The organism is Terrirhizobium terrae (assembly GCF_030323265.1).
GTDB lineage: Bacteria > Pseudomonadota > Alphaproteobacteria > Rhizobiales > Rhizobiaceae > Neorhizobium.
Genome location: NZ_CP104992.1, coordinates 245,307 through 262,172, shown reverse-complemented (window position 1 = coordinate 262,172; position 16,866 = coordinate 245,307). Strand labels below are relative to the sequence as shown.

General features: G+C 61.8%; 16 protein-coding genes and 3 pseudogenes. 7 read left to right on the top strand and 12 right to left on the bottom strand.

From position 1 onward, the window contains the following. Nucleotides 1-36 precede the first annotated feature (36 nt). Nucleotides 37-1,892: pseudogene (locus N7E02_RS09365) on the bottom strand (M3 family oligoendopeptidase). A 224-nt stretch (nt 1,893-2,116) separates the two neighbouring features. Here N7E02_RS09365 and N7E02_RS09360 point away from each other — a divergent pair. The 3 genes and pseudogenes from N7E02_RS09360 to N7E02_RS09355 form a co-directional block, all read left to right on the top strand. Continuing rightward, nucleotides 2,117-3,301: pseudogene (locus N7E02_RS09360) on the top strand (sigma-54-dependent transcriptional regulator); the annotation flags it as partial. 161 nt (nt 3,302-3,462) lie between these two features. Further along, nucleotides 3,463-3,675 (top strand): annotated as a pseudogene (locus tag N7E02_RS30030) (helix-turn-helix domain-containing protein); the annotation flags it as partial. A gap of 232 nt (nt 3,676-3,907) precedes the next feature. Next, entirely contained in the window at nt 3,908-5,743 is a 1,836-nt protein-coding gene (locus N7E02_RS09355; RefSeq protein WP_286581600.1) for a peptidoglycan L,D-endopeptidase MepK, read from the top strand. Nucleotides 5,744-5,789: 46 nt separating this feature from the next. On the opposite strand, the gene N7E02_RS09350 is transcribed toward N7E02_RS09355, so the two are convergent. The 4 genes from N7E02_RS09350 to N7E02_RS09335 form a co-directional block, all read right to left on the bottom strand. Continuing rightward, on the bottom strand, nt 5,790-7,061 hold the full coding sequence (locus N7E02_RS09350; RefSeq protein ID WP_286581599.1) for a flavin monoamine oxidase family protein: 1,272 nt from the start codon (nt 7,059-7,061) through the stop codon (nt 5,790-5,792). 81 nt (nt 7,062-7,142) lie between these two features. After that, a complete protein-coding gene (locus N7E02_RS09345) occupies nt 7,143-7,421 on the bottom strand; it encodes a DUF2312 domain-containing protein (RefSeq protein ID WP_093004225.1) in 279 nt (92 codons plus the stop codon). Between the two features lie 112 nt (nt 7,422-7,533). Further along, entirely contained in the window at nt 7,534-7,842 is a 309-nt protein-coding gene (locus N7E02_RS09340) for a DUF1244 domain-containing protein (protein ID WP_286581596.1), read from the bottom strand. Nucleotides 7,843-7,870: 28 nt separating this feature from the next. Beyond that, on the bottom strand, nt 7,871-8,665 hold the full coding sequence (locus tag N7E02_RS09335; protein WP_286581594.1) for an N-formylglutamate amidohydrolase: 795 nt from the start codon (nt 8,663-8,665) through the stop codon (nt 7,871-7,873). 217 nt (nt 8,666-8,882) lie between these two features. Between N7E02_RS09335 and N7E02_RS09330 the strand changes: the two genes are divergently transcribed. The 3 genes from N7E02_RS09330 to N7E02_RS09320 all read left to right on the top strand — a co-directional run bounded on the left by N7E02_RS09330 (nt 8,883) and on the right by N7E02_RS09320 (nt 11,572). Further along, complete coding sequence (locus tag N7E02_RS09330; RefSeq protein WP_374730715.1) at nt 8,883-9,368, top strand: DUF1036 domain-containing protein; 486 nt, start codon at nt 8,883-8,885, stop codon at nt 9,366-9,368. Continuing rightward, a complete protein-coding gene (gene pyk / locus N7E02_RS09325; RefSeq protein WP_286581592.1) occupies nt 9,368-10,807 on the top strand; it encodes a pyruvate kinase in 1,440 nt (479 codons plus the stop codon). Before N7E02_RS09330 ends, pyk begins: the two co-directional genes overlap by 1 nt. 87 nt (nt 10,808-10,894) lie before the next feature. Beyond that, entirely contained in the window at nt 10,895-11,572 is a 678-nt protein-coding gene (locus N7E02_RS09320) for a hypothetical protein (protein WP_286581590.1), read from the top strand. Nucleotides 11,573-11,611: 39 nt separating this feature from the next. Here N7E02_RS09320 and N7E02_RS09315 read toward each other — a convergent pair whose 3' ends face one another. From N7E02_RS09315 to N7E02_RS09290, 6 genes are all read right to left on the bottom strand, one after another. Next, nucleotides 11,612-12,649, bottom strand: a complete 1,038-nt coding sequence (locus N7E02_RS09315; RefSeq protein ID WP_286581587.1) for an alpha/beta fold hydrolase — start codon at nt 12,647-12,649, stop codon at nt 11,612-11,614. 22 nt (nt 12,650-12,671) lie between these two features. Further along, a complete protein-coding gene (locus tag N7E02_RS09310; RefSeq protein ID WP_286581585.1) occupies nt 12,672-13,319 on the bottom strand; it encodes a tetratricopeptide repeat protein in 648 nt (215 codons plus the stop codon). A 93-nt stretch (nt 13,320-13,412) separates the two neighbouring features. Then, nucleotides 13,413-13,538 carry a type B 50S ribosomal protein L36 gene (gene ykgO, locus N7E02_RS09305; RefSeq protein WP_093004239.1) on the bottom strand — a complete coding sequence of 42 codons (126 nt, stop codon included), beginning with the start codon at nt 13,536-13,538 and terminating at the stop codon, nt 13,413-13,415. A gap of 137 nt (nt 13,539-13,675) precedes the next feature. Further along, entirely contained in the window at nt 13,676-14,749 is a 1,074-nt protein-coding gene (locus N7E02_RS09300) for a 5-(carboxyamino)imidazole ribonucleotide synthase (protein ID WP_286581582.1), read from the bottom strand. Further along, nucleotides 14,746-15,240: a 5-(carboxyamino)imidazole ribonucleotide mutase gene (gene purE, locus N7E02_RS09295; RefSeq protein ID WP_286581581.1), complete on the bottom strand. Its 495-nt coding sequence runs from the start codon at nt 15,238-15,240 to the stop codon at nt 14,746-14,748. The genes N7E02_RS09300 and purE overlap by 4 nt, the downstream gene beginning before the upstream one ends. 10 nt (nt 15,241-15,250) lie before the next feature. Beyond that, nucleotides 15,251-15,454, bottom strand: coding sequence for a YdcH family protein (locus N7E02_RS09290; RefSeq protein WP_286581580.1), 204 nt, complete (start codon nt 15,452-15,454; stop codon nt 15,251-15,253). 227 nt (nt 15,455-15,681) lie between these two features. On the opposite strand from N7E02_RS09290, the gene N7E02_RS09285 reads away from it, so the two are divergent. Further along, a complete protein-coding gene (locus N7E02_RS09285) occupies nt 15,682-15,858 on the top strand; it encodes a YdcH family protein (protein WP_286581579.1) in 177 nt (58 codons plus the stop codon). Nucleotides 15,859-15,994: 136 nt separating this feature from the next. Here the strand turns inward: N7E02_RS09285 and N7E02_RS09280 are convergent, their stop codons facing one another. Then, nucleotides 15,995-16,762 (bottom strand): sulfite exporter TauE/SafE family protein, encoded by a 768-nt coding sequence (locus tag N7E02_RS09280; protein ID WP_286581578.1) that lies wholly within the window; start codon nt 16,760-16,762, stop codon nt 15,995-15,997. Nucleotides 16,763-16,866 lie beyond the last annotated feature (104 nt).

Sequence of the window (16,866 nt, the reverse complement as noted above, 5' to 3'; positions counted from 1 at the left end):
CGGGGAGACCCGGCCGTTTTTGTTTGTCTTGAGCTTTCAGCCGAGTTCCTTGTCGAGCGCTTCCAGCTCATCAATCAGCCCTTCGATCATCGCCAGGCCCTTGGACCAGAAGGTCGGGTCGGTCGCGTCGAGGCCAAACGGCTTTAGCAGCTCCGAATGGTGCTTGGTGCCGCCGGCCTTGAGCAGTTCGAAATACTTGTCCTGGAAGCCCCCTTGCCGGAATTGGGAGCGGCGTTCTGGTAGACGGCGTAGAGCGAGTTCACCAGGCAGTCGCCGAAGGCGTATGCGTAGACATAGAAGGGCGAATGGATGAAGTGGGGGATATAGGTCCACCACGTCTCGTAGCCTTCCGAGATCCTGATCGCCGGGCCGAGGCTCTCGTTCTGGACCGACAGCCATAGTTCGCCGATCTGCTCCGCCGTCAGTTCGCCGTCCTTGCGGGCGGTGTGGAGCTTGCGCTCGAACTGATAGAAGGCGATCTGGCGCACGACCGTGTTGATCATATCCTCGACCTTCTGGGCGAGCATCGCCTTGCGTTCGCGCTTGTCGGTCGTTTTTTCCAGGAGTGCGCGGAAGGTCAGCATTTCGCCGAATACGGAGGCGGTTTCCGCCAGTGTCAGCGGGGTCTGGCACATCAGCGCGCCTTGTTCGCCGGCAAGCACCTGATGCACGCCATGGCCGAGTTCGTGGGCGAGCGTCATGACGTCGCGCGGCTTGCCGAGATAGTTGACCAGCACATAGGGATGCGCCGAGGGCACTGTCGGGTGGGCGAAGGCGCCCGGTGCCTTGCCGGGGCGGGCAGGGGCGTCGATCCATTCTTCGTCGAAGAAGCGGCCGGCGATATCGGCCATTTCCGGGGCGAAGGCGCCATAGGCGGAGAGAACGGTGTCCTTGGCGGTGGTCCAGGGGATCAGCGCCTTCGGCGTCTCCGGCAGCGGCGCGTTGCGGTCCCAGTAGTTCATCTGGTCCATGCCGAGCCATTTCGCCTTCATCGCATAGTAGCGATGGGAGAGGCGCGGATAGGCCTGCTGCACGGCCTCGGCCAGCGCATCGACGACCTCACGCTCGACACGGTTGGCCAGGTGGCGGCTGTCGGCGATATCCTCGAAGCCGCGCCAGCGGTCGGAGATTTCCTTGTCCTTGGCGAGCGTATTGGTGATCAGCGTGAAGACGCGCAGGTTTTCGTTGAAGGTCTTTGACAAGGCGGCCGCCGCCTTGGCGCGAACCTCGGGATCGCTTTCCTGCAGCATGTTGAGGGTGACTTCGAGCGGTCGCTTCTCACCGTCGATGTCGAAGCGCAGTTCCGCCATCGTCTCGTCGAAGAGACGGTTGAGGGCGGCGGCCGAGGTCATCGATTTTTCGAGGAAGAGTTGCTCCAGCTTGTCTTCCAGCTGGAAGGGCTTGTCCTTGCGCAGGTCGACGATCCAGGGGCGATAGTGACCGGCGGCCGGATCGCGATCCATGCAGGCATCCATGACTGCATCGTCGATGCGGTTCAGTTCCAGCGCGAAGAACAGGAGATGAGCGGACATGTCCGTCAGCTTTGCCTGCACGTCGCCATAGAACTTGCCGTTGGCCGGGTTGGACGTGTCGGAGAAATAGGTAAGGCCGGCAAAGGAGCCGATCTTGCCGAGCAGGTCGTCCAGCGCCTCGTATTCCTTCAGCGCTTCGCCGATGCCGCCAGCACCGGTTTTCGTCGCGGCTTCGGCAAGCTTGCCCTTCCACTTGGTCTCGAAGGCGAGTGCGTCCGTCTCGCCCTTCTTCAGGTCGGCGGTGAAGGTCGGTGCGTCCTTTGCGGCGTAGAGATCGGAAAGCTTCCAGACCGGCAGCGTGCCGAGAACGGGATCGTTTACAGGCTCGGAGGGCGTGGCGCTCGCGGAGGCTGTGGCCATTGCGATGCGCAACTGCGCGGGGCGGTTCAACATGACTTGTCCTTTCCTGAAATCGATCATCGAGGGTTAGCATTTCGCATCCGGCAGCGCGAGCCGTCCGCTTTTCGTTCAGACGGTTAAAATGTGAGCTTTTCTCAAAAGGGGATGTTCAAGCCTTTCTGGCACAACCCTAGGCATAAGAGCCCAAAAAGGGCGCACGATGAACGTTGCCGGGAGCCGAAAGCATGATTGCTCACATCCTGATCGTTGATGACGATCCGATCCAGCGCCGCCTTCTGAAGAACGCCGTCGAGCGTCATGGGCATGTGGCGCATCTTGCTGAGAACGGAAGAGCAGCCCTCGACTTTCTCGCTCGGGCGACCGGTGACGTGAACGTCATCGTGCTCGACCTGATGATGCCAGAGATGGACGGGCTGAGCTTCCTTGCGGCGCTGCGCGAGACGGGCACAACGACGCCGGTGATCGTGCAGACGGGGCAGGGCAGCATCGAATCCGTCGTCCAGGCGATGCGGGCAGGCGCCTTCGACTTCGTCGTCAAACCGGTCTCCCCGAACGGATTTCCACCTCGATCTCCAACGCGCTCAAGCTCGACCAGCGCGAGGGCAAGTCCAAGGCCGGACGTCGTCGTCCGGGTGTCGTCGGCTTCAACGACATCGTCTCGGCAAGCCCGGACATGCTGCGTGTCATAGATCTCGCCCAGCGCGCCGCCCATTCCAACATCCCGGTGGTGCTGGAAGGTGAATCCGGCGTCGGCAAGGAAATGATCGCCCGCGCCATCCAGTCCGGCAGCGATCGGGCCAACAAGCCGTTCATCACCGTCAATTGCGGCGCGATCCCGGCCAATCTGGTCGAGAGCATCCTGTTCGGCCATGAGAAGGGTGCATTTACGGGTGCCACCGAACGCCATACCGGCAAGTTCGTCGAAGCCGATGGCGGCACGCTGTTCCTCGACGAGATCGGCGATCTGCCGCTCGACGTTCAGGTCAAGCTGCTGCGTGCCGTGCAGCAGGGCGAGATCGAAACCGTCGGCGCCGGCAAGGTGCAGAAGGTCAACGTGCGCCTGATCTCGGCGACCAACAAGGACCTTATCGAAGAGGTTCGCGCCGGTCGGTTCCGCGAAGATCTCTATTATCGCCTCAACGTCTTCCCGATTACCATTCCGGCGCTTCGCCGCCGTAAGGAAGACGTTCCGCATCTCGTCCGCGTCTTTGCCGAGCGCTTCTCGGTGGAGCAGAAGCTGCCGCGTCATCTCGGCGTCAGCGCCGGTGCTCTCGGCCTGCTCACCGCCTACGACTGGCCCGGCAACATCCGCCAGCTTGAAAACGCGATCTTCCGCGCCGTCGTCCTGGCGGAAGGCGAAGAGCTGACGGAACTCGATTTCCCTCAGATCGCGGCGCAGATTCCGGAATTCCGTACGGCGGAATTGGCGGCGACGGCGGTCGCGCCGGCCATGCCGACGGAGGCTTCGGTCAGCCGACTGGACATGGGCGAGACGAGTTTTCCACAACCTTCTATGCCGCCCCGTTCCAACCGGCCGGACCCGCGCGCGCTTCTTGCCGCAGCCTATCCGGCATCGGACAATGTCATCGTCAGCACCGACGACACGGGCGAAGTGCGCAAGCTTGCCGATGTCGAGGAAGAACTCATCCGTTTCGCGCTGAAGTTCTATCGCGGCCAGATGAGCCAGGTTGCCCGCAAGCTCGGTATCGGACGCTCGACCCTTTATCGCAAGCTCAAGGATTACGGAATCGATCCGGATGATCCGCTGAAGGAAGCAGCTTGAAGCGGAATTTCGATTAGCAGTCCGTCATCTTCAGGCAAGGAAACCATGGCAATCTGCGTCAATCTATCCTTAGCAGTTCATTGACTATAGGAGAGATGCTTGTACATGTGTGGCAAATTTGCCATCGTGTGACCGCAATTGTCAGTCAAATGAGACAGCGAGGGACGTTGTCTACAGGACGGGGATCGCTTTGCCTTTGTTGAATGCAAAAGAAACGCTTTCGGGCGCGAGCATGCGACATCTCGCTCTGAAAGTATTTCAATCGCTGGCCAAGCGCGCTGCCATGGGCGCCGCGCTGGCAGTCGTTGCCGGCTCGATCCTGTCCGCTTCCGTGACCGAGGCGGCTGCGGAGAACCGCAGCCTCAAGCTCTATTTCATCCATACGGGTGAAAAGGCCGAGATCACATTCAAGCGCAATGGCCGATTCGATCCCAAGGGCCTGGCCCAGATCAACAAGTTCCTGCGCGACTGGCGCAAGAACGAGCCGACCAAGATGGACCCTCGGCTCTTCGATCTCGTTTGGGAAGTCTATCGCCGCAGCGGCGCCAAGGACTACATCCACGTCGTCTCCGCCTATCGTTCGCCGGCAACCAACGGCATGCTGCGCTCGCGTTCGCGCAACACGGGTGTTGCCAAGAACAGCCAGCACACGCTCGGCAAGGCGATGGATTTCTACATTCCGGGCGTGAAGCTCGCGACGCTCCGCGCTCTTGCCATGCAGATGCAGGTCGGCGGCGTCGGCTATTATCCGAAATCCGGTTCTCCTTTCGTGCATCTCGATGTCGGCGGCGTTCGTGCCTGGCCACGCATGAGCCGCCAGGAACTGGTGCAGATCTTCCCCAAGGGCAATACGCTTCACCTTCCTGCCGACGGAAATCCGCTGCCGGGTTATGACCAGGCATTGGCGGATTACAAGAAGCGCGTCGGCTCAAGCTCGATCGAGATCGCTTCGACCGCCGGCAGCGCACCTGCCGGCGAGCGCAAGCGTCGTGGCTTCCTGGCCTCGCTTTTCGGCGGTGGTGCCGACGAGGAAGAGGATAACGGCGAAAGCAGCACGCCGACCATGGCGTCTCCGCGTCAGCAGCCGTCGACGGCTCCGGCCTTCAGGCCTTCGGACGATGCAGACGACAATGCGCCGCTGCCCGGCGTGATGGTCGCATCGGCCGAGCCGACGCAACAGCAGCAGCCTGCCAATATTGCAGCGCCGATCCCGGCCTCGCGCCCGGCCTTCCGTCAGGATGGTCCGGGTGGACTGGCGACCGCTCTCTATTCGCAGCAGCGCAACCCGGCGCAGGAAGCACTCGCGCTGCAGGCGGCCGCTGCGGCCAGCGGTCAGACGCCGAACGAGGATTTCGAGGATCTCGCCAAATATTCGGTGCCCGTGCCGACCCTGCTCGGTGCACGCGGCCTGAAGGGCGATGCCGACACGTCGTCGATGACCGCGTCGTTGGCGGATGTACCGGCTTCGCTGCAGCAGATGGAGGCAGTGCCGCTTCCGGGCCATCGCCCAGCAGCGCCGCAGATGGCCTTTGCAGCGGTTGCCCAGCCGCCTCAGCCGCAGGCTCGCGCCCAGTCTCAGGAACAGGAGTTGACGCCTGAGCTGGTGGCCGCCCTGTCGCGCAGTATGGATGACGAGCGCCCGGTTTCTGCTCCAGTCGCCGCCGTAAGGCCGGTTGCTGCGAACGTCCGTGCTGCTGAGCCGGTCGCGCCGCCACACAAGCCGGTCTATGTTGCGGCCCTGTCGCCGAAGATCCTGCAGGCGCCGTCCCGCGCCAAGCAGTTCGGTGACGGTTTTGATGCGCCGAGGCCGGTTTCGGCTTCCGTCACCGCGACACCGATGAAGGGTGGCCGATCCGACAAGCCGAGTGCGCAGCCTTCCGGTGACTTGACCCAGGACGCGCTGGCCAAGTGGGCGCTGAACAACGGCAAGGCTGGTGACGTCGTGTCCGTTAAGGCGCCACGCGTCGTCACCCGGACGCTCAACAGCGAATATTCCGCCGCCTATGGCAACGAAGGGTTCAAGCCAGTCGCCGCGACCGTGGCAATCGATCCAAGCCGCTTCAACTGATCCGTGAAATCGGAGCCGCCGCGTCGATGCGGCGGCGAAGCCGTGCCTAATTTTCCAAGGCCTTCAGGACTGCTTGGGCAGCTTCCGTGCCGGCGACGATCGCGCCTTCGATATAGCCGGGAAACGAGGGCGAGAGCTCGGAGCAGGCGAAACGCAGGCGCGACAGACCTTCGAGCAGGACCGCCTCTGCATCGGGTGAATTGAGATCCGTGATGACATCGCTATAGGCGCCGTCGCTCCAGGCATCGTTGACCCAGTCCCGTACGCAGGTGGAGCGTGGAGTGCGAGCCTCATCGCCGAGAGCGCTTGCCAGCTCATCGGTGACGAAGGCGACCAGATCCGCCTGCAGGCGCTTATGCCACTCGGATGCCAGCGGGCCGCCGATGAAGACGACGATGCCATGGTAATCGCCATGGCTGGCGTCGCAGGCATACATGCCCTGAGGCTCGCTCCAGCGCACCGAGCCGTTCAGGCCCTTGTCACGCCAGAATGGCGCCTCATAACCGATCTGCAGCTTGATGACGCAGCCCGGCGACCACGCGTTAAGTGCCTTCGTCAGGCGCGCGGGCAGGGCAGGTGCGATCTCGATATGTCGCGCCATGACCGGTGGCACGGCAAAGATCACCTGCCGGGCGGTCAGCGCACGGCCATTGACGTCGACTTCCACCTCATCGTCCATCAGGGTGACACAGGTGGCCGGCGAAGACAGGCGCAGACGATCGCCAAGCCGTGCGGCGAGCTTTTCGGCAAGGCCCTGCATCGTGCCCGCCAGGAACATTTCGAGCTCGGGATAGACATTGGTGATGCGGCGGTCGTTCGATGCCAGATAGGCGAGGCTGATTTCTTCCGGCGCGCGGCACCAGAGGCCCATGACCAAGCGACGATAGGAGTTCAGGACTTCGGGATCTTCGTCCCGCTGATCATCGATCCACTGCGCAACCGTCAGGCCGGCAAGCGACGGGTCGGAAAGGTCGAGGGCGATCATGCGGTCGCGCAGCCGGTCGACCTCCTGCCAGATGCTCTCGCCCCTTTCATCGGCGATCGGCGGGCGATAGGACGGCTTGCCTGAGACATAAGTCCAGACTTCTTCGGCGCCATGTTGTCTGGCGAGCGAGGCCAGATGCGTCATGTCGCGACAGAAGAACTGGCCACCAGTATCGATGCGGGTGCCGTTTGGCAGGTATTCAGCCTCTGCCCGCCCGCCGACACGCTCCCTTGCCTCGACGAGCAGGACGTTGCGTCCGGCCTCCATCAGCGTGACGGCGGCCGTGAGCCCGGTAAAGCCGGCGCCGATTACGATCACGTCATGGTCTGGCATGGGGACGCTCCCAGGGGGAATATGTGTGGGAAAGGCTGGAACGAAAAAGCCCGCCTTGCGGCGGGCTTTGAAACGATCGGATCAGGCTGCTTCTTCCTCGTCGGTGGCAGCACCCGGGATCATGCCGAGGGCGCTGAGATAGGTGTCGAGGATCAAATCCTCTTCCATGCGCTCCTGGTCGTCCTTCTTGCGAAGGGCGATGACCTTCTTCATGATTTTTGTGTCGTAGCCCATCGACTTGGCTTCGCCGTAGACGTCCTTGATGTCGTCGGCAATCGTCTTCTTTTCTTCTTCTAGTCTTTCGATCCGCTCGACAAATGCGCGGAGTTGGTCGCGGGCGACGCCATGAGCATCAGACATCGGGGCCTCCTGGTAATGGGAATGTCTCTGAGTGGTGGTCAAGTGCCGAAAAGCGGCGGCGAGGTCAAGCCCAATCAATCATCTTGGGCATTTCAGCTTGCCTCCGTCAGCTTCAGTCATGGGCCGGCTTGTTGACTTCGAATGCGGCTTTTTGAGCGTCGCTGGCTTCCTTCTGGTGAAGGTTCTTCCACTCATCAAAAGGCATGCCGTAGACAATTTCTCTCGATTGATCCTTGGAAAGCTCGATGCCGGCCTCGTTCGCGGCGTCCTTATACCAGTTCGACAGGCAGTTCCGGCAGAAGCCGGCAAGGTTCATCATGTCGATATTCTGCACATCGGTGCGATGGCGCAGATGCTGGACAAGCCGGCGAAATGCGGCCGCCTCGAGTTCGGTCTGCTGTTCCCTGGTGAGCTCGGTCATCGGAGCGTCTCCTTCATGTAGTCGCCGTTCATGCCGGATAGGGGCCGGTGCGCGACGGAAAGATCTTGTATTCGTGCAATGTGGGGTCGGCGTTCAGCCGGTTGAAGATGGGCGCCAGTCTTTGCGCCCAGGCATCCATGCCGGTGTCGTCGCCGATCAGGTCCTGCCGGACTTCGAGCAGCGCGTGCGGTATACCCGCCATCATGCAGTGGCGGTACATCGTGTCGCCCTTCAACGCGCCGTCATAGGGCTCGTTGTCGCCGACGACGATATCGCCCGGCTCCCGCAGATGATCGAGGAATGGCAAGACGACGCGGTCGTCGCTGTCCCAGAGAATGGCTGCATGCCAAGGGCGGGCGAATTCCTTCCAGAATGGCGTGAAAGAATGCAGCGACAGCACAAGCGGCGCTTTGCCCGTGGCCGCTGCGGTCTTCGCGATCGTCTGCTCGACGGCCCGGTGATACGGCCGATGATAGGTGTCGAGGCGAAACTGCCATTCCTCGTCGGTGATCGGATGGTTGCCGGGGATGATCGCGCCGTCAGAAATCTTCATCACCAGCGTCGGGTCGTCCTCGCCGCGGTTCGGATCGATCAGCAGTCGGGAGAAACAGCCGAGCACGGCGGGCACGCCGAGCATTGCCGCCAGCCTGCGCGTCATGCCTTCGATTCCGATATCGTAGGCGATGTGGCGCATGAAGGCGGTGTCGGGCAGGCCGAGGCTGCCATAGCGCTCCGGCAGGCGGTTCATCGCATGGTCGGCGAGAAGCACCATGCCTTTGTCATAGTCGCCTTCTATGATTTCGAAAGGTTTGAAGTCCTGCATGGGCCTGTATCGGGGAAAGCTATTCGAAACGGTGTTCCGCGGTCGGTGATGGCATGGTGCCGGACGCGGCGCAAGGCCGGCCTCCTTGCACATGGATCAGAGATCATTGGGTGCGTTCACGAAAAGACCACCAAAAAGGGCATTATAATCGATTGGAGCTTCGTTGACTTTCAATGCCGTCCGCGCGAGAAAGTGCCTCACGAATAACCATGGAGTCCTGACGGAAACCGTGTCGAAAAAATCCCTGAAAAACTATCTTCGTGCGCTCCTTTCCGTACCGGCCGGGACTTTCGCTGTGTGCATCGGCGGGCCGCTCCTGATGGCGTCGCCGGCCCATGCGGATTTCCGCGTCTGCAACGGTACGCAGAACCTTGTCGGCGTGGCCATCGGCTACCGCGCGCAGGACGGCTGGAACACCGAAGGCTGGTGGCAGGTGCCTGCCTCCACCTGCGCGACCCTGATCGAGGGCGAGCTGCAGTCCCGCTACTATTATCTCTATGCCGAGGACTCCGCTCGGGGCGGACGTTGGACCGGCAATGTGAACATGTGCGTCGCCGAAAACGAGTTCAAGATCGTCGGCGTCAACGATTGCTTCGCCCGTGGCTACCAGCGCATGGGCTTCAAGGAATATGACACGGGCCGACAGGGCAGCTGGATGGTCCAGCTCTCCGATACGCCCGGCACGCAGGAAGGCCAGAATTGATGAGGCGTAACCGCAAAGTAAAGATCCTTGCCACGCTCGGCCCGGCATCCTCCGAAGAGGAGATGATCCAGAAGCTGCATGAAGCGGGTGCGGATCTTTTCCGCATCAACATGAGCCATGCCAGCCATGACGTGATGCGGACGCTGATCAAGCGCATCCGCGCGGTCGAAGAGCGTTGCGGGCGTCCGATCGGCATTCTCTGCGACCTGCAGGGCCCGAAGCTGCGCGTCGGCAAGTTCGCCAATACCAAGGTGACGCTGAAGCCGGGCCAGACCTTCACGCTCGACAACAATGAGGCGCCCGGTGACGAGACCCGCGTCTATCTTCCGCATCCGGAAATCCTGGAAGCCGTAAAGGCGGGTGACCGCCTGCTGATCGACGACGGCAAGCTGGCGCTGAAGGCGGAGAAGGCCGACGGCAAGAGCATCGTCTGTACCGTCGTCGCGGGCACGAGCATTTCCGACCGCAAGGGTGTCAGCCTGCCCGATACGCTGCTTGCTGTCGGCGTCTTGACCGAAAAGGACAGGGCCGACCTCGACGCCGTTCTCGCGACCGAGGAAGCCGACTGGGTGGCGCTCTCCTTCGTACAGCGCCCGGAAGACCTCGCTGAAGTCCGCAAGATTTCCCGTGGCCGCGTCGGCATCATGTCGAAGATCGAGAAGCCGCAGGCGCTTGAGCGGATCGATGAGATCATCGAGCTTTCCGATGCCGTGATGGTCGCCCGTGGTGACCTTGGCGTTGAAATGCCGATCGAAGCCGTTCCCGGCATCCAGAAGCAGCTGACCCGCGCGTGCCGCCGCGCCGGCAAGCCGGTCGTCGTCGCGACCCAGATGCTGGAATCGATGATCTCGGCGCCGGTACCGACCCGCGCCGAAGTGTCCGACGTGTCGATCGCCGTCTTCGAAGGCGCCGATGCGGTCATGCTGTCGGCCGAATCCGCTTCCGGTCAGTATCCGGTCGAGGCCGTGTCGATGATGGCGTCGATCGCCCGCCAGGTCGAACAGGATCCGCTCTATCCGAGCATCATCTACGCCCAGCGCGCCACGCCTGAGGCGACCGGCGCCGACGCGATTTCGCTCGCGGCCCGCCAGATCGCCGAGACGCTGCGCCTGTCGGCTATCGTCACCTATACCTCGTCGGGCACGACCGGCCTTCGCGCCTCGCGCGAGCGCCCGAACGTTCCGATCATCGCGCTGTCGCCGATCATCCAGACGGCGCGCCGCCTGTCGGTCTGCTGGGGTCTGCATTGCGTCGTCACCCACGATGCGACGGACCTGGACGACATGGTGAACCGCGCCTGCCGCATCGTCGTGTCGGAAGGTTTCGGCAAACCGGGCGACCGCGTCATCATCTCGGCCGGTGTGCCGCTCGGAACGCCGGGCGCCACCAACATGCTGCGCATCGCCTATATCGGCTCCGACGGCCAGTCGGGCATGTAAGGCGAAAGCCGCAATGCGAAAATCTCAGACGGCCGGAGCGATCCGGTCGTCTTGCGTTTAAGATATCTGCATGGCCGAGATCCCAAGATGAATGAACCAGATCCGGAACGGCTCTCCATCGTTCGCGAATGCATGGAAAATTATGAGGTCGGTGAGGCTGAGGCGGAATGGCCGAACAATATCCTCTCACGCCGCACCGTCGTTTATCGAGACGGAACCATTGCGCGCGATGGAGATGCGGTCTCCACCCAAATTGATGGTGATGAACTCGCATTATGCAGGCGGCTGGCGGAAGAGGCCGCTGAATTGATGCGCGGTGTCAGTGTCGGAATGGGGTCGCAGGCTGACACGGCGTTTTATCCGTTCTTTATCGCCGGTGGGAGATCTTCGCCGCCGGTCGCGGCTATCGATGAGCCTCTCATGCGGACATGCTTCGGCGGTACAATTTTCCCCCAGGCAACGATCACTGCCGAGCCATTTTCCAAGGAAACTGTGTGGTGGAACGAAGTGCTGCTAGATGGAGAAGAGAGCGGTGAGGCGTACTTCATTCCATGGACTGGCATGATTGATTGGTTCTCCAATCATTCGGCCTTCACTGCGGCTGCCTTCGTGCGGATCGGTGATCCACTGTTATTGGCAGCCTTGCCCGACGAAGCGTCTCCTGATGGCACAGTCATCGCAGGATGCGTGCTGCCGCGACTTGCGCTTGGACTGACACGTAATGGCAGCCTTGTCGGCCTATTTGGCACTGTGGTTAGTGGCTGAACCAGGTCGTTCGACGAGGCTTCCATTCTTAAAGAGGCCTCAGCTCTTCTCGACGGAAAGGCCGATGGCCGGACGGCTCGGCACGCCGGACTGGGTGAGCCGGGCTTCGGCCGTGCGAGCGAGGGACTGGAGATCGCGGTCGATGCCGGAGAGCTTTTCGATTGCCGCGATCGCCACGTCCGTCACCACATAATCGGGCTTGTGACCGAGGCCGTGGATCATCACCAGTTCGGAACCGGCAATATCGCGGGCGAGGCCTTGCGAATGGATCTCTTCGGCCACGACCGGGTCACTGTCGCCGGTAATGATCACCGTCGGTGTCTTTATCTCTTTGTAGCGCGGCGCGATGCGGGCGACATAGGCGTTGAGATTGGCGACGTCGATCGCGTTGTAGTGGAAATTCTGCGGCCTTAGCACCAGTGCCGGCGCGCCTTCGTCGACATAGCGGTCGCGGCGCTGGTTGGGGCTGAATACGGCCTTGGTCGCGCCGTCCATGATCAGCATGCCCGCCGGCAGGCTGATCAGGTGGGTGAACCACCAGCCGACATAGGGCATGGCCGCAACATTGTAGTGCCAGTCGACGCCACCCGGCCAGGGATGGGTTGCCGGCGCGAGAAACAGCAGGCCAGCCGTCTTTTCAGGATGGAAGACGGCAAAGCTCGCGGCGATCGCACCGCCGAGGGAATGGCCGACTATGATCGCCCTGTCGATGCCCTTGAGTTCCATCAACCGCGCGATTGCAGCCGCCTGACCCTCAGGAAAATCGTTTTCAGGTCCGCCGCGCTCGGAATAGCCGTGGCCGGGGCGGTCGACGAAGAGAAGCTCGGCGCATCCCTCCAGCGATTTGCGGAAGGCTGTTTCCTGATCCCGCAGGTTGCCACTTGCTCCATGGATGAAGACGACAGGCGGGAGAGACGGATTGTCCGGGCCTTTGACATGCAGGGAATTCAGCTTGTAGCCGCCAACGTCGGTCAGCTCGCCGTGCCTTGGAAACCGTCGTTCGATAGCGCCCGCCTGCCATGCGGTGAACCCGAAAGCGGCAGCGAGGACGGCCAGGACCGCAAGGGGTAAGATCATGCGGCGCGATCCGATATCTGCCTCACGTACGGTTTCCGGCGATTTTTTCCGAGAGCTTCACGACGGCTTCCTGAGCGTCGCGATCGGCGGGGTAGACATCGAGATAGCGTTCCCAGGCCTTCAGCGCCAGCTGGTCGTCGCCGGCTTCCGTCAGGATGCCGGCCATGCCGGCAAGGGCGCCGAAATGGCGTGGTTCGCGTTTCAAGACCTCAGCGATGTCGGCCATCGATTTGCGGCGGTCGCCCATCGCGTAATGCAGCGTCGCACGCCTGTTCCAGCCTTCGGTGAATGCGGGATCGAGAAGGGTGACGCGGTCGAGGAAGTCGAGCGCGGCCGCATTCTTCTTTTCCTTGATGGCATCGGCCGACCACTGCATCAGCAGGTTTATCGTCGGACTGCCCGAATCGTTGACCTCGGCGATGATCTGGTTGGCGATGCTCTTTGCCTTTTCCGCATCGCGTTCGCGCTTCAAGGCATCGAACAGGGAATCGACGGGTTTGGCGGCAGCAGGTTGAGGTGCGGGAGACTGCTCACCTGGAGCCGGTGGTGCCGGAGGGGCAGGGGCGGCAGGCGATTCTGCCTGCGGCGGAGGTGTCTGAGCCAGCACGGGAACGGGCATTGCCAGACCGGTGGCTGCGATAAGCGGGATGCTCAAAATGAAATGGCGCATGCGGATAAGGTAATCCGCATGCGCCGAAGGTCAAAGCCGAATTGTCGCGCTATCGACAATTTGATTGCCGGCGAGAAAACTCGCCTGCCGCAATCAGCCCTGGCGGGCCTTGAAGCGCGGGTTCTGCTTGTTGATGATGTAGATGCGGCCCTTGCGACGAACCAGACGGTTTTCGCGGTGACGAGCCTTCAGCGCCTTAAGCGAGTTCTTGATCTTCATTGTACTGGTCCAGCAGTCTGTGGGCTCGTAGAGCCGCTTGTCTCTATCAATCGAAAGCGCGCCGCCTAGTTCTTGAGATCAAGGGGCGCGCCTCAGGTTGGGCGTGCAGATAACCCGAGCCTTCGCCCGTGTCAACCTTATGACAACGTTTTCCGGCCTTTCAGTTCGGTCACGTGGCCCATTTTGCGGCCGGGACGGGCTTCCGTCTTGCCGTAGAGATGGACAAGCACGTCCTTCGTCGCCAGCCATTGCGGCAGGGCGAGAATGTCGTCGCCGATCAGGTTGGTCATGACGCAGTCCGAATGGCGGTATGGATCGCCGAGCGCAAAGCCCGCAACGGCGCGCATATGCTGCTCGAACTGCGAGATGACGCAGGCGGCTTCCGTCCAGTGGCCGGAATTGTGCACGCGCGGCGCGATCTCGTTGGCGATCAGCGTGCCGTCAGCCATGGCGAAGAATTCCATGCCGATGACGCCGACATAGTCGAGCGCAGCCAGCAGCTTCTCTGCGGCCTCACGGGCCGTCTTTGCAGTCGCATCAGAGATCGCGGCGGGCAGGGTAGAGGTGTGGAGAATGCCGTTGCGATGGACATTTTCCGCCGGATCATAGCAGCGGATGGTGCCGTCGACGGCGCGGGCAGCGATGATCGACATCTCGCGCTCGAAGGGCACGAAGCTTTCGAGAATCAGCGGAACGGAGCCCAGAGCCTCGTAGGCGCCGGCAGGGGAATCGTCGGATGAGCGGAACACGCGCTGGCCCTTGCCGTCGTAACCGAGCCGGCAGGTCTTCAGTACGCCCTTGCCGCCGAAATCGGCGAGCGCCGCTTCGAGATCAGCCTGGCTGTTCACGGCGTGGAAACGTGCCGTCTCTATGCCGCAATCGTTGAGGAATCGCTTTTCCACCAACCGGTCCTGCGCCACTTCCAGTGCCTTCGGCGGCGGGTAGACGGGAACCGACTTCTGCAGCGTCTCGGCGGCCGATACCGGCACGTTTTCGAATTCGTAGGTGACGACGTCGCAGCGCTTTGCCAGTTCGGCTAGGGCTGTCGGGTCGTCGTAGGCTGCCGTGATCTGTTCGTTGGCAACCTGGGCTGCGGGGCAATCCGCCTGGGGTTCCAGGATGATGGTGCGCAGGTTCAGGCGTGCGGCCGCCATGGCCAGCATGCGGCCGAGCTGGCCGCCGCCGATAATGCCGATCGTCTGCGCCTTCATGCTTCGTCCATCGGGTATTCGGCGACTGCAGCACTCTGGCGGGCACGCCATTCGTCCAGTCTGTAGGCGATGTCGTCGTCGGCAAGGGCAAGTACGGCGGCGGCGAGAAGGGCGGCGTTGACGGCGCCGGCGCGGCCAATGGCCAAAGTTCCGACCGGGATGCCGGCCGGCATCTGCACGATCGACAGGAGGCTGTCCTGGCCGGAGAGTGCCTTGGACTGGACCGGCACACCGAAGACCGGCAGGGGCGTCATCGCGGCGGCCATGCCGGGAAGATGGGCGGCACCGCCGGCACCGGCGATGATGACCTGAAAGCCTTCCTCGCGGGCGCCCTTGGCGAACTCGACCAGCCGGTCGGGCGTGCGATGGGCTGAAATGATGCGCGCCTCATAGTCGATCTCGAGCGCATCGAGGGTCTCGGCGGCGTTCTTCATGGTTTCCCAGTCGGACTGGCTTCCCATGATGATTGCGACGGGCGGTGTTTCGGCCATGCTCTTTATCCTAGGCAATGATGTCTGGGAGGATCTGGTCTTCAAGCTGGGTCATCCGGTCCTTGATGACGAGCTTCTTTTTCTTCATTCGCTGAACGCGCAGGGCATCGCAGCCGACCTCTATCATGGCGTTGATCGCGGCGTCGTAATCCTCGTGCTCCTGCCGGAGTTTCGCAAGTGCAAGCCGGATATCCGCCTGTTCCTGATCAGCCATGTCTTCAGTCCCCTGTCTTTCCGGGCTTTTGGATGGGCCCGGCATAATGCGCAAGCTCCTACCATCAAACCGCGTTAACGGGAAGTTAGGCAGGGTCACGAATTTGCCGCGTTCTGACCACGAATTCTCCTTCGACAAACGCGGCCGATCGTGTCACACTTCCTTCGTAAACCTGAAGCTTCGGCCGATGGGATGGCCGGAGCAGGCAATAAGGAAGGACATGCCACATGACCATCCAGGCTCATATAGCATCGCTTGAGAAGAAGCACGGCGATCTGGAGGAGGAGCTCCAGACGATCTTGTCATCACCCTCCGCGGATGACAGGGAGATTGCTGAGGTCAAGCGTCGTAAGCTGCGTCTCAAAGACGAAATGCAGCGGCTCAGGGCGGATACACGCCATTAAAGCCAGCTTATAGAGCCTCCGCCGCGGACTCAGAATGACTTGCCAGTAGTCCATAAGCGGCAAAACAATCCATACCTGTTCTGGTCGTGGTTCCATAAGGGCCACGGCCAGAATCGTTTCAGGGCCTTGGTTTCCGTCAGAAGGGCAGTCCGTCCCAGAGCAGCTTGAGGCCAGCGAGGAAGGCGAGGCCGTAGGTCATCGGATAGAAGGTCTCGGCCTTCAGATGTTTCACGACGGCTGCGCCGAGCATAGTCGAGATCAGGGCGACGGGCAGGAGCGTCGCCGAGAGCGTCAGGTTCTCGCCGTCCAGTGCTCCGAGGAAGAAATAGGGGATCACCTTCACCGCATTGACGATGGCGAAGAAGCGGATGCTGGCGCCGGTATAGGCCTTCGGATCGAGCTGCATCGGCAGGACATAGATCTGGAAAGGCGGGCCGCCCGCATGGGCGACGAAGCTGGCATAGCCCGACAGCGATCCCCAGAAGGTCGCGGCGACCGGCCGATGCGGTAATGGTGCGGCCACTTCACCCCTTCGGCCGTAGACCTGCCAGAAATAGCGGACGGTGAAGAGAATTGTCGCCGATGCAATTACCAGTCTCAGCGCATTGTCCGATACATAGGCCGAAGTCGCCCAGCCGAGCGCGATGCCGATGACGCCGCCGGGCAGGATCATCAGCAGGGTCTTCGGGTCGTTGTATTTTCGCCAGGACCAGAGTGCGACGATATCCATCAGGATAAGGATCGGCAGGAAAATCGCAGCCGCCTGGACGGGGTCGACGGCAAGCGACATCAGCGGTACGCCGAGCAGGCCGATCGCGCCGCCGATACCGCCTTTCGACAGCCCGACCAGCATCACGGCCGGCACGGCATAGATAAAGAATTCGAGACTGGGCAGATCTATCATGGGGCGGGGGAGATGCTGGTGGTTGATCCTTCAATCCGTCCGGTTTATCGAATTGCGCTCAGGAAAACGAGAGCGGAGGGCCATATTGATGTCGCCCGGGCCGC

Bases quoted from the DNA above. Each gene is read 5' to 3' on its own strand.
- N7E02_RS09355 (WP_286581600.1), top strand. From the start codon at position 3,908: ATGCGACATCTCGCTCTGAAAGTATTTCAATCGCTGGCCAAGCGCGCT.
- N7E02_RS09350 (WP_286581599.1), bottom strand. From the start codon at position 7,061: ATGCCAGACCATGACGTGATCGTAATCGGCGCCGGCTTTACCGGGCTC.
- N7E02_RS09345 (WP_093004225.1), bottom strand. From the start codon at position 7,421: ATGTCTGATGCTCATGGCGTCGCCCGCGACCAACTCCGCGCATTTGTC.
- N7E02_RS09340 (WP_286581596.1), bottom strand. From the start codon at position 7,842: ATGACCGAGCTCACCAGGGAACAGCAGACCGAACTCGAGGCGGCCGCA.
- N7E02_RS09335 (WP_286581594.1), bottom strand. From the start codon at position 8,665: ATGCAGGACTTCAAACCTTTCGAAATCATAGAAGGCGACTATGACAAA.
- pyk (WP_286581592.1), top strand. From the start codon at position 9,368: ATGAGGCGTAACCGCAAAGTAAAGATCCTTGCCACGCTCGGCCCGGCA.
- N7E02_RS09320 (WP_286581590.1), top strand. From the start codon at position 10,895: ATGAATGAACCAGATCCGGAACGGCTCTCCATCGTTCGCGAATGCATG.
- N7E02_RS09315 (WP_286581587.1), bottom strand. From the start codon at position 12,649: ATGATCTTACCCCTTGCGGTCCTGGCCGTCCTCGCTGCCGCTTTCGGG.
- N7E02_RS09310 (WP_286581585.1), bottom strand. From the start codon at position 13,319: ATGCGCCATTTCATTTTGAGCATCCCGCTTATCGCAGCCACCGGTCTG.
- ykgO (WP_093004239.1), bottom strand. From the start codon at position 13,538: ATGAAGATCAAGAACTCGCTTAAGGCGCTGAAGGCTCGTCACCGCGAA.
- N7E02_RS09300 (WP_286581582.1), bottom strand. From the start codon at position 14,749: ATGAAGGCGCAGACGATCGGCATTATCGGCGGCGGCCAGCTCGGCCGC.
- purE (WP_286581581.1), bottom strand. From the start codon at position 15,240: ATGGCCGAAACACCGCCCGTCGCAATCATCATGGGAAGCCAGTCCGAC.
- N7E02_RS09290 (WP_286581580.1), bottom strand. From the start codon at position 15,454: ATGGCTGATCAGGAACAGGCGGATATCCGGCTTGCACTTGCGAAACTC.
- N7E02_RS09285 (WP_286581579.1), top strand. From the start codon at position 15,682: ATGACCATCCAGGCTCATATAGCATCGCTTGAGAAGAAGCACGGCGAT.
- N7E02_RS09280 (WP_286581578.1), bottom strand. From the start codon at position 16,762: ATGATAGATCTGCCCAGTCTCGAATTCTTTATCTATGCCGTGCCGGCC.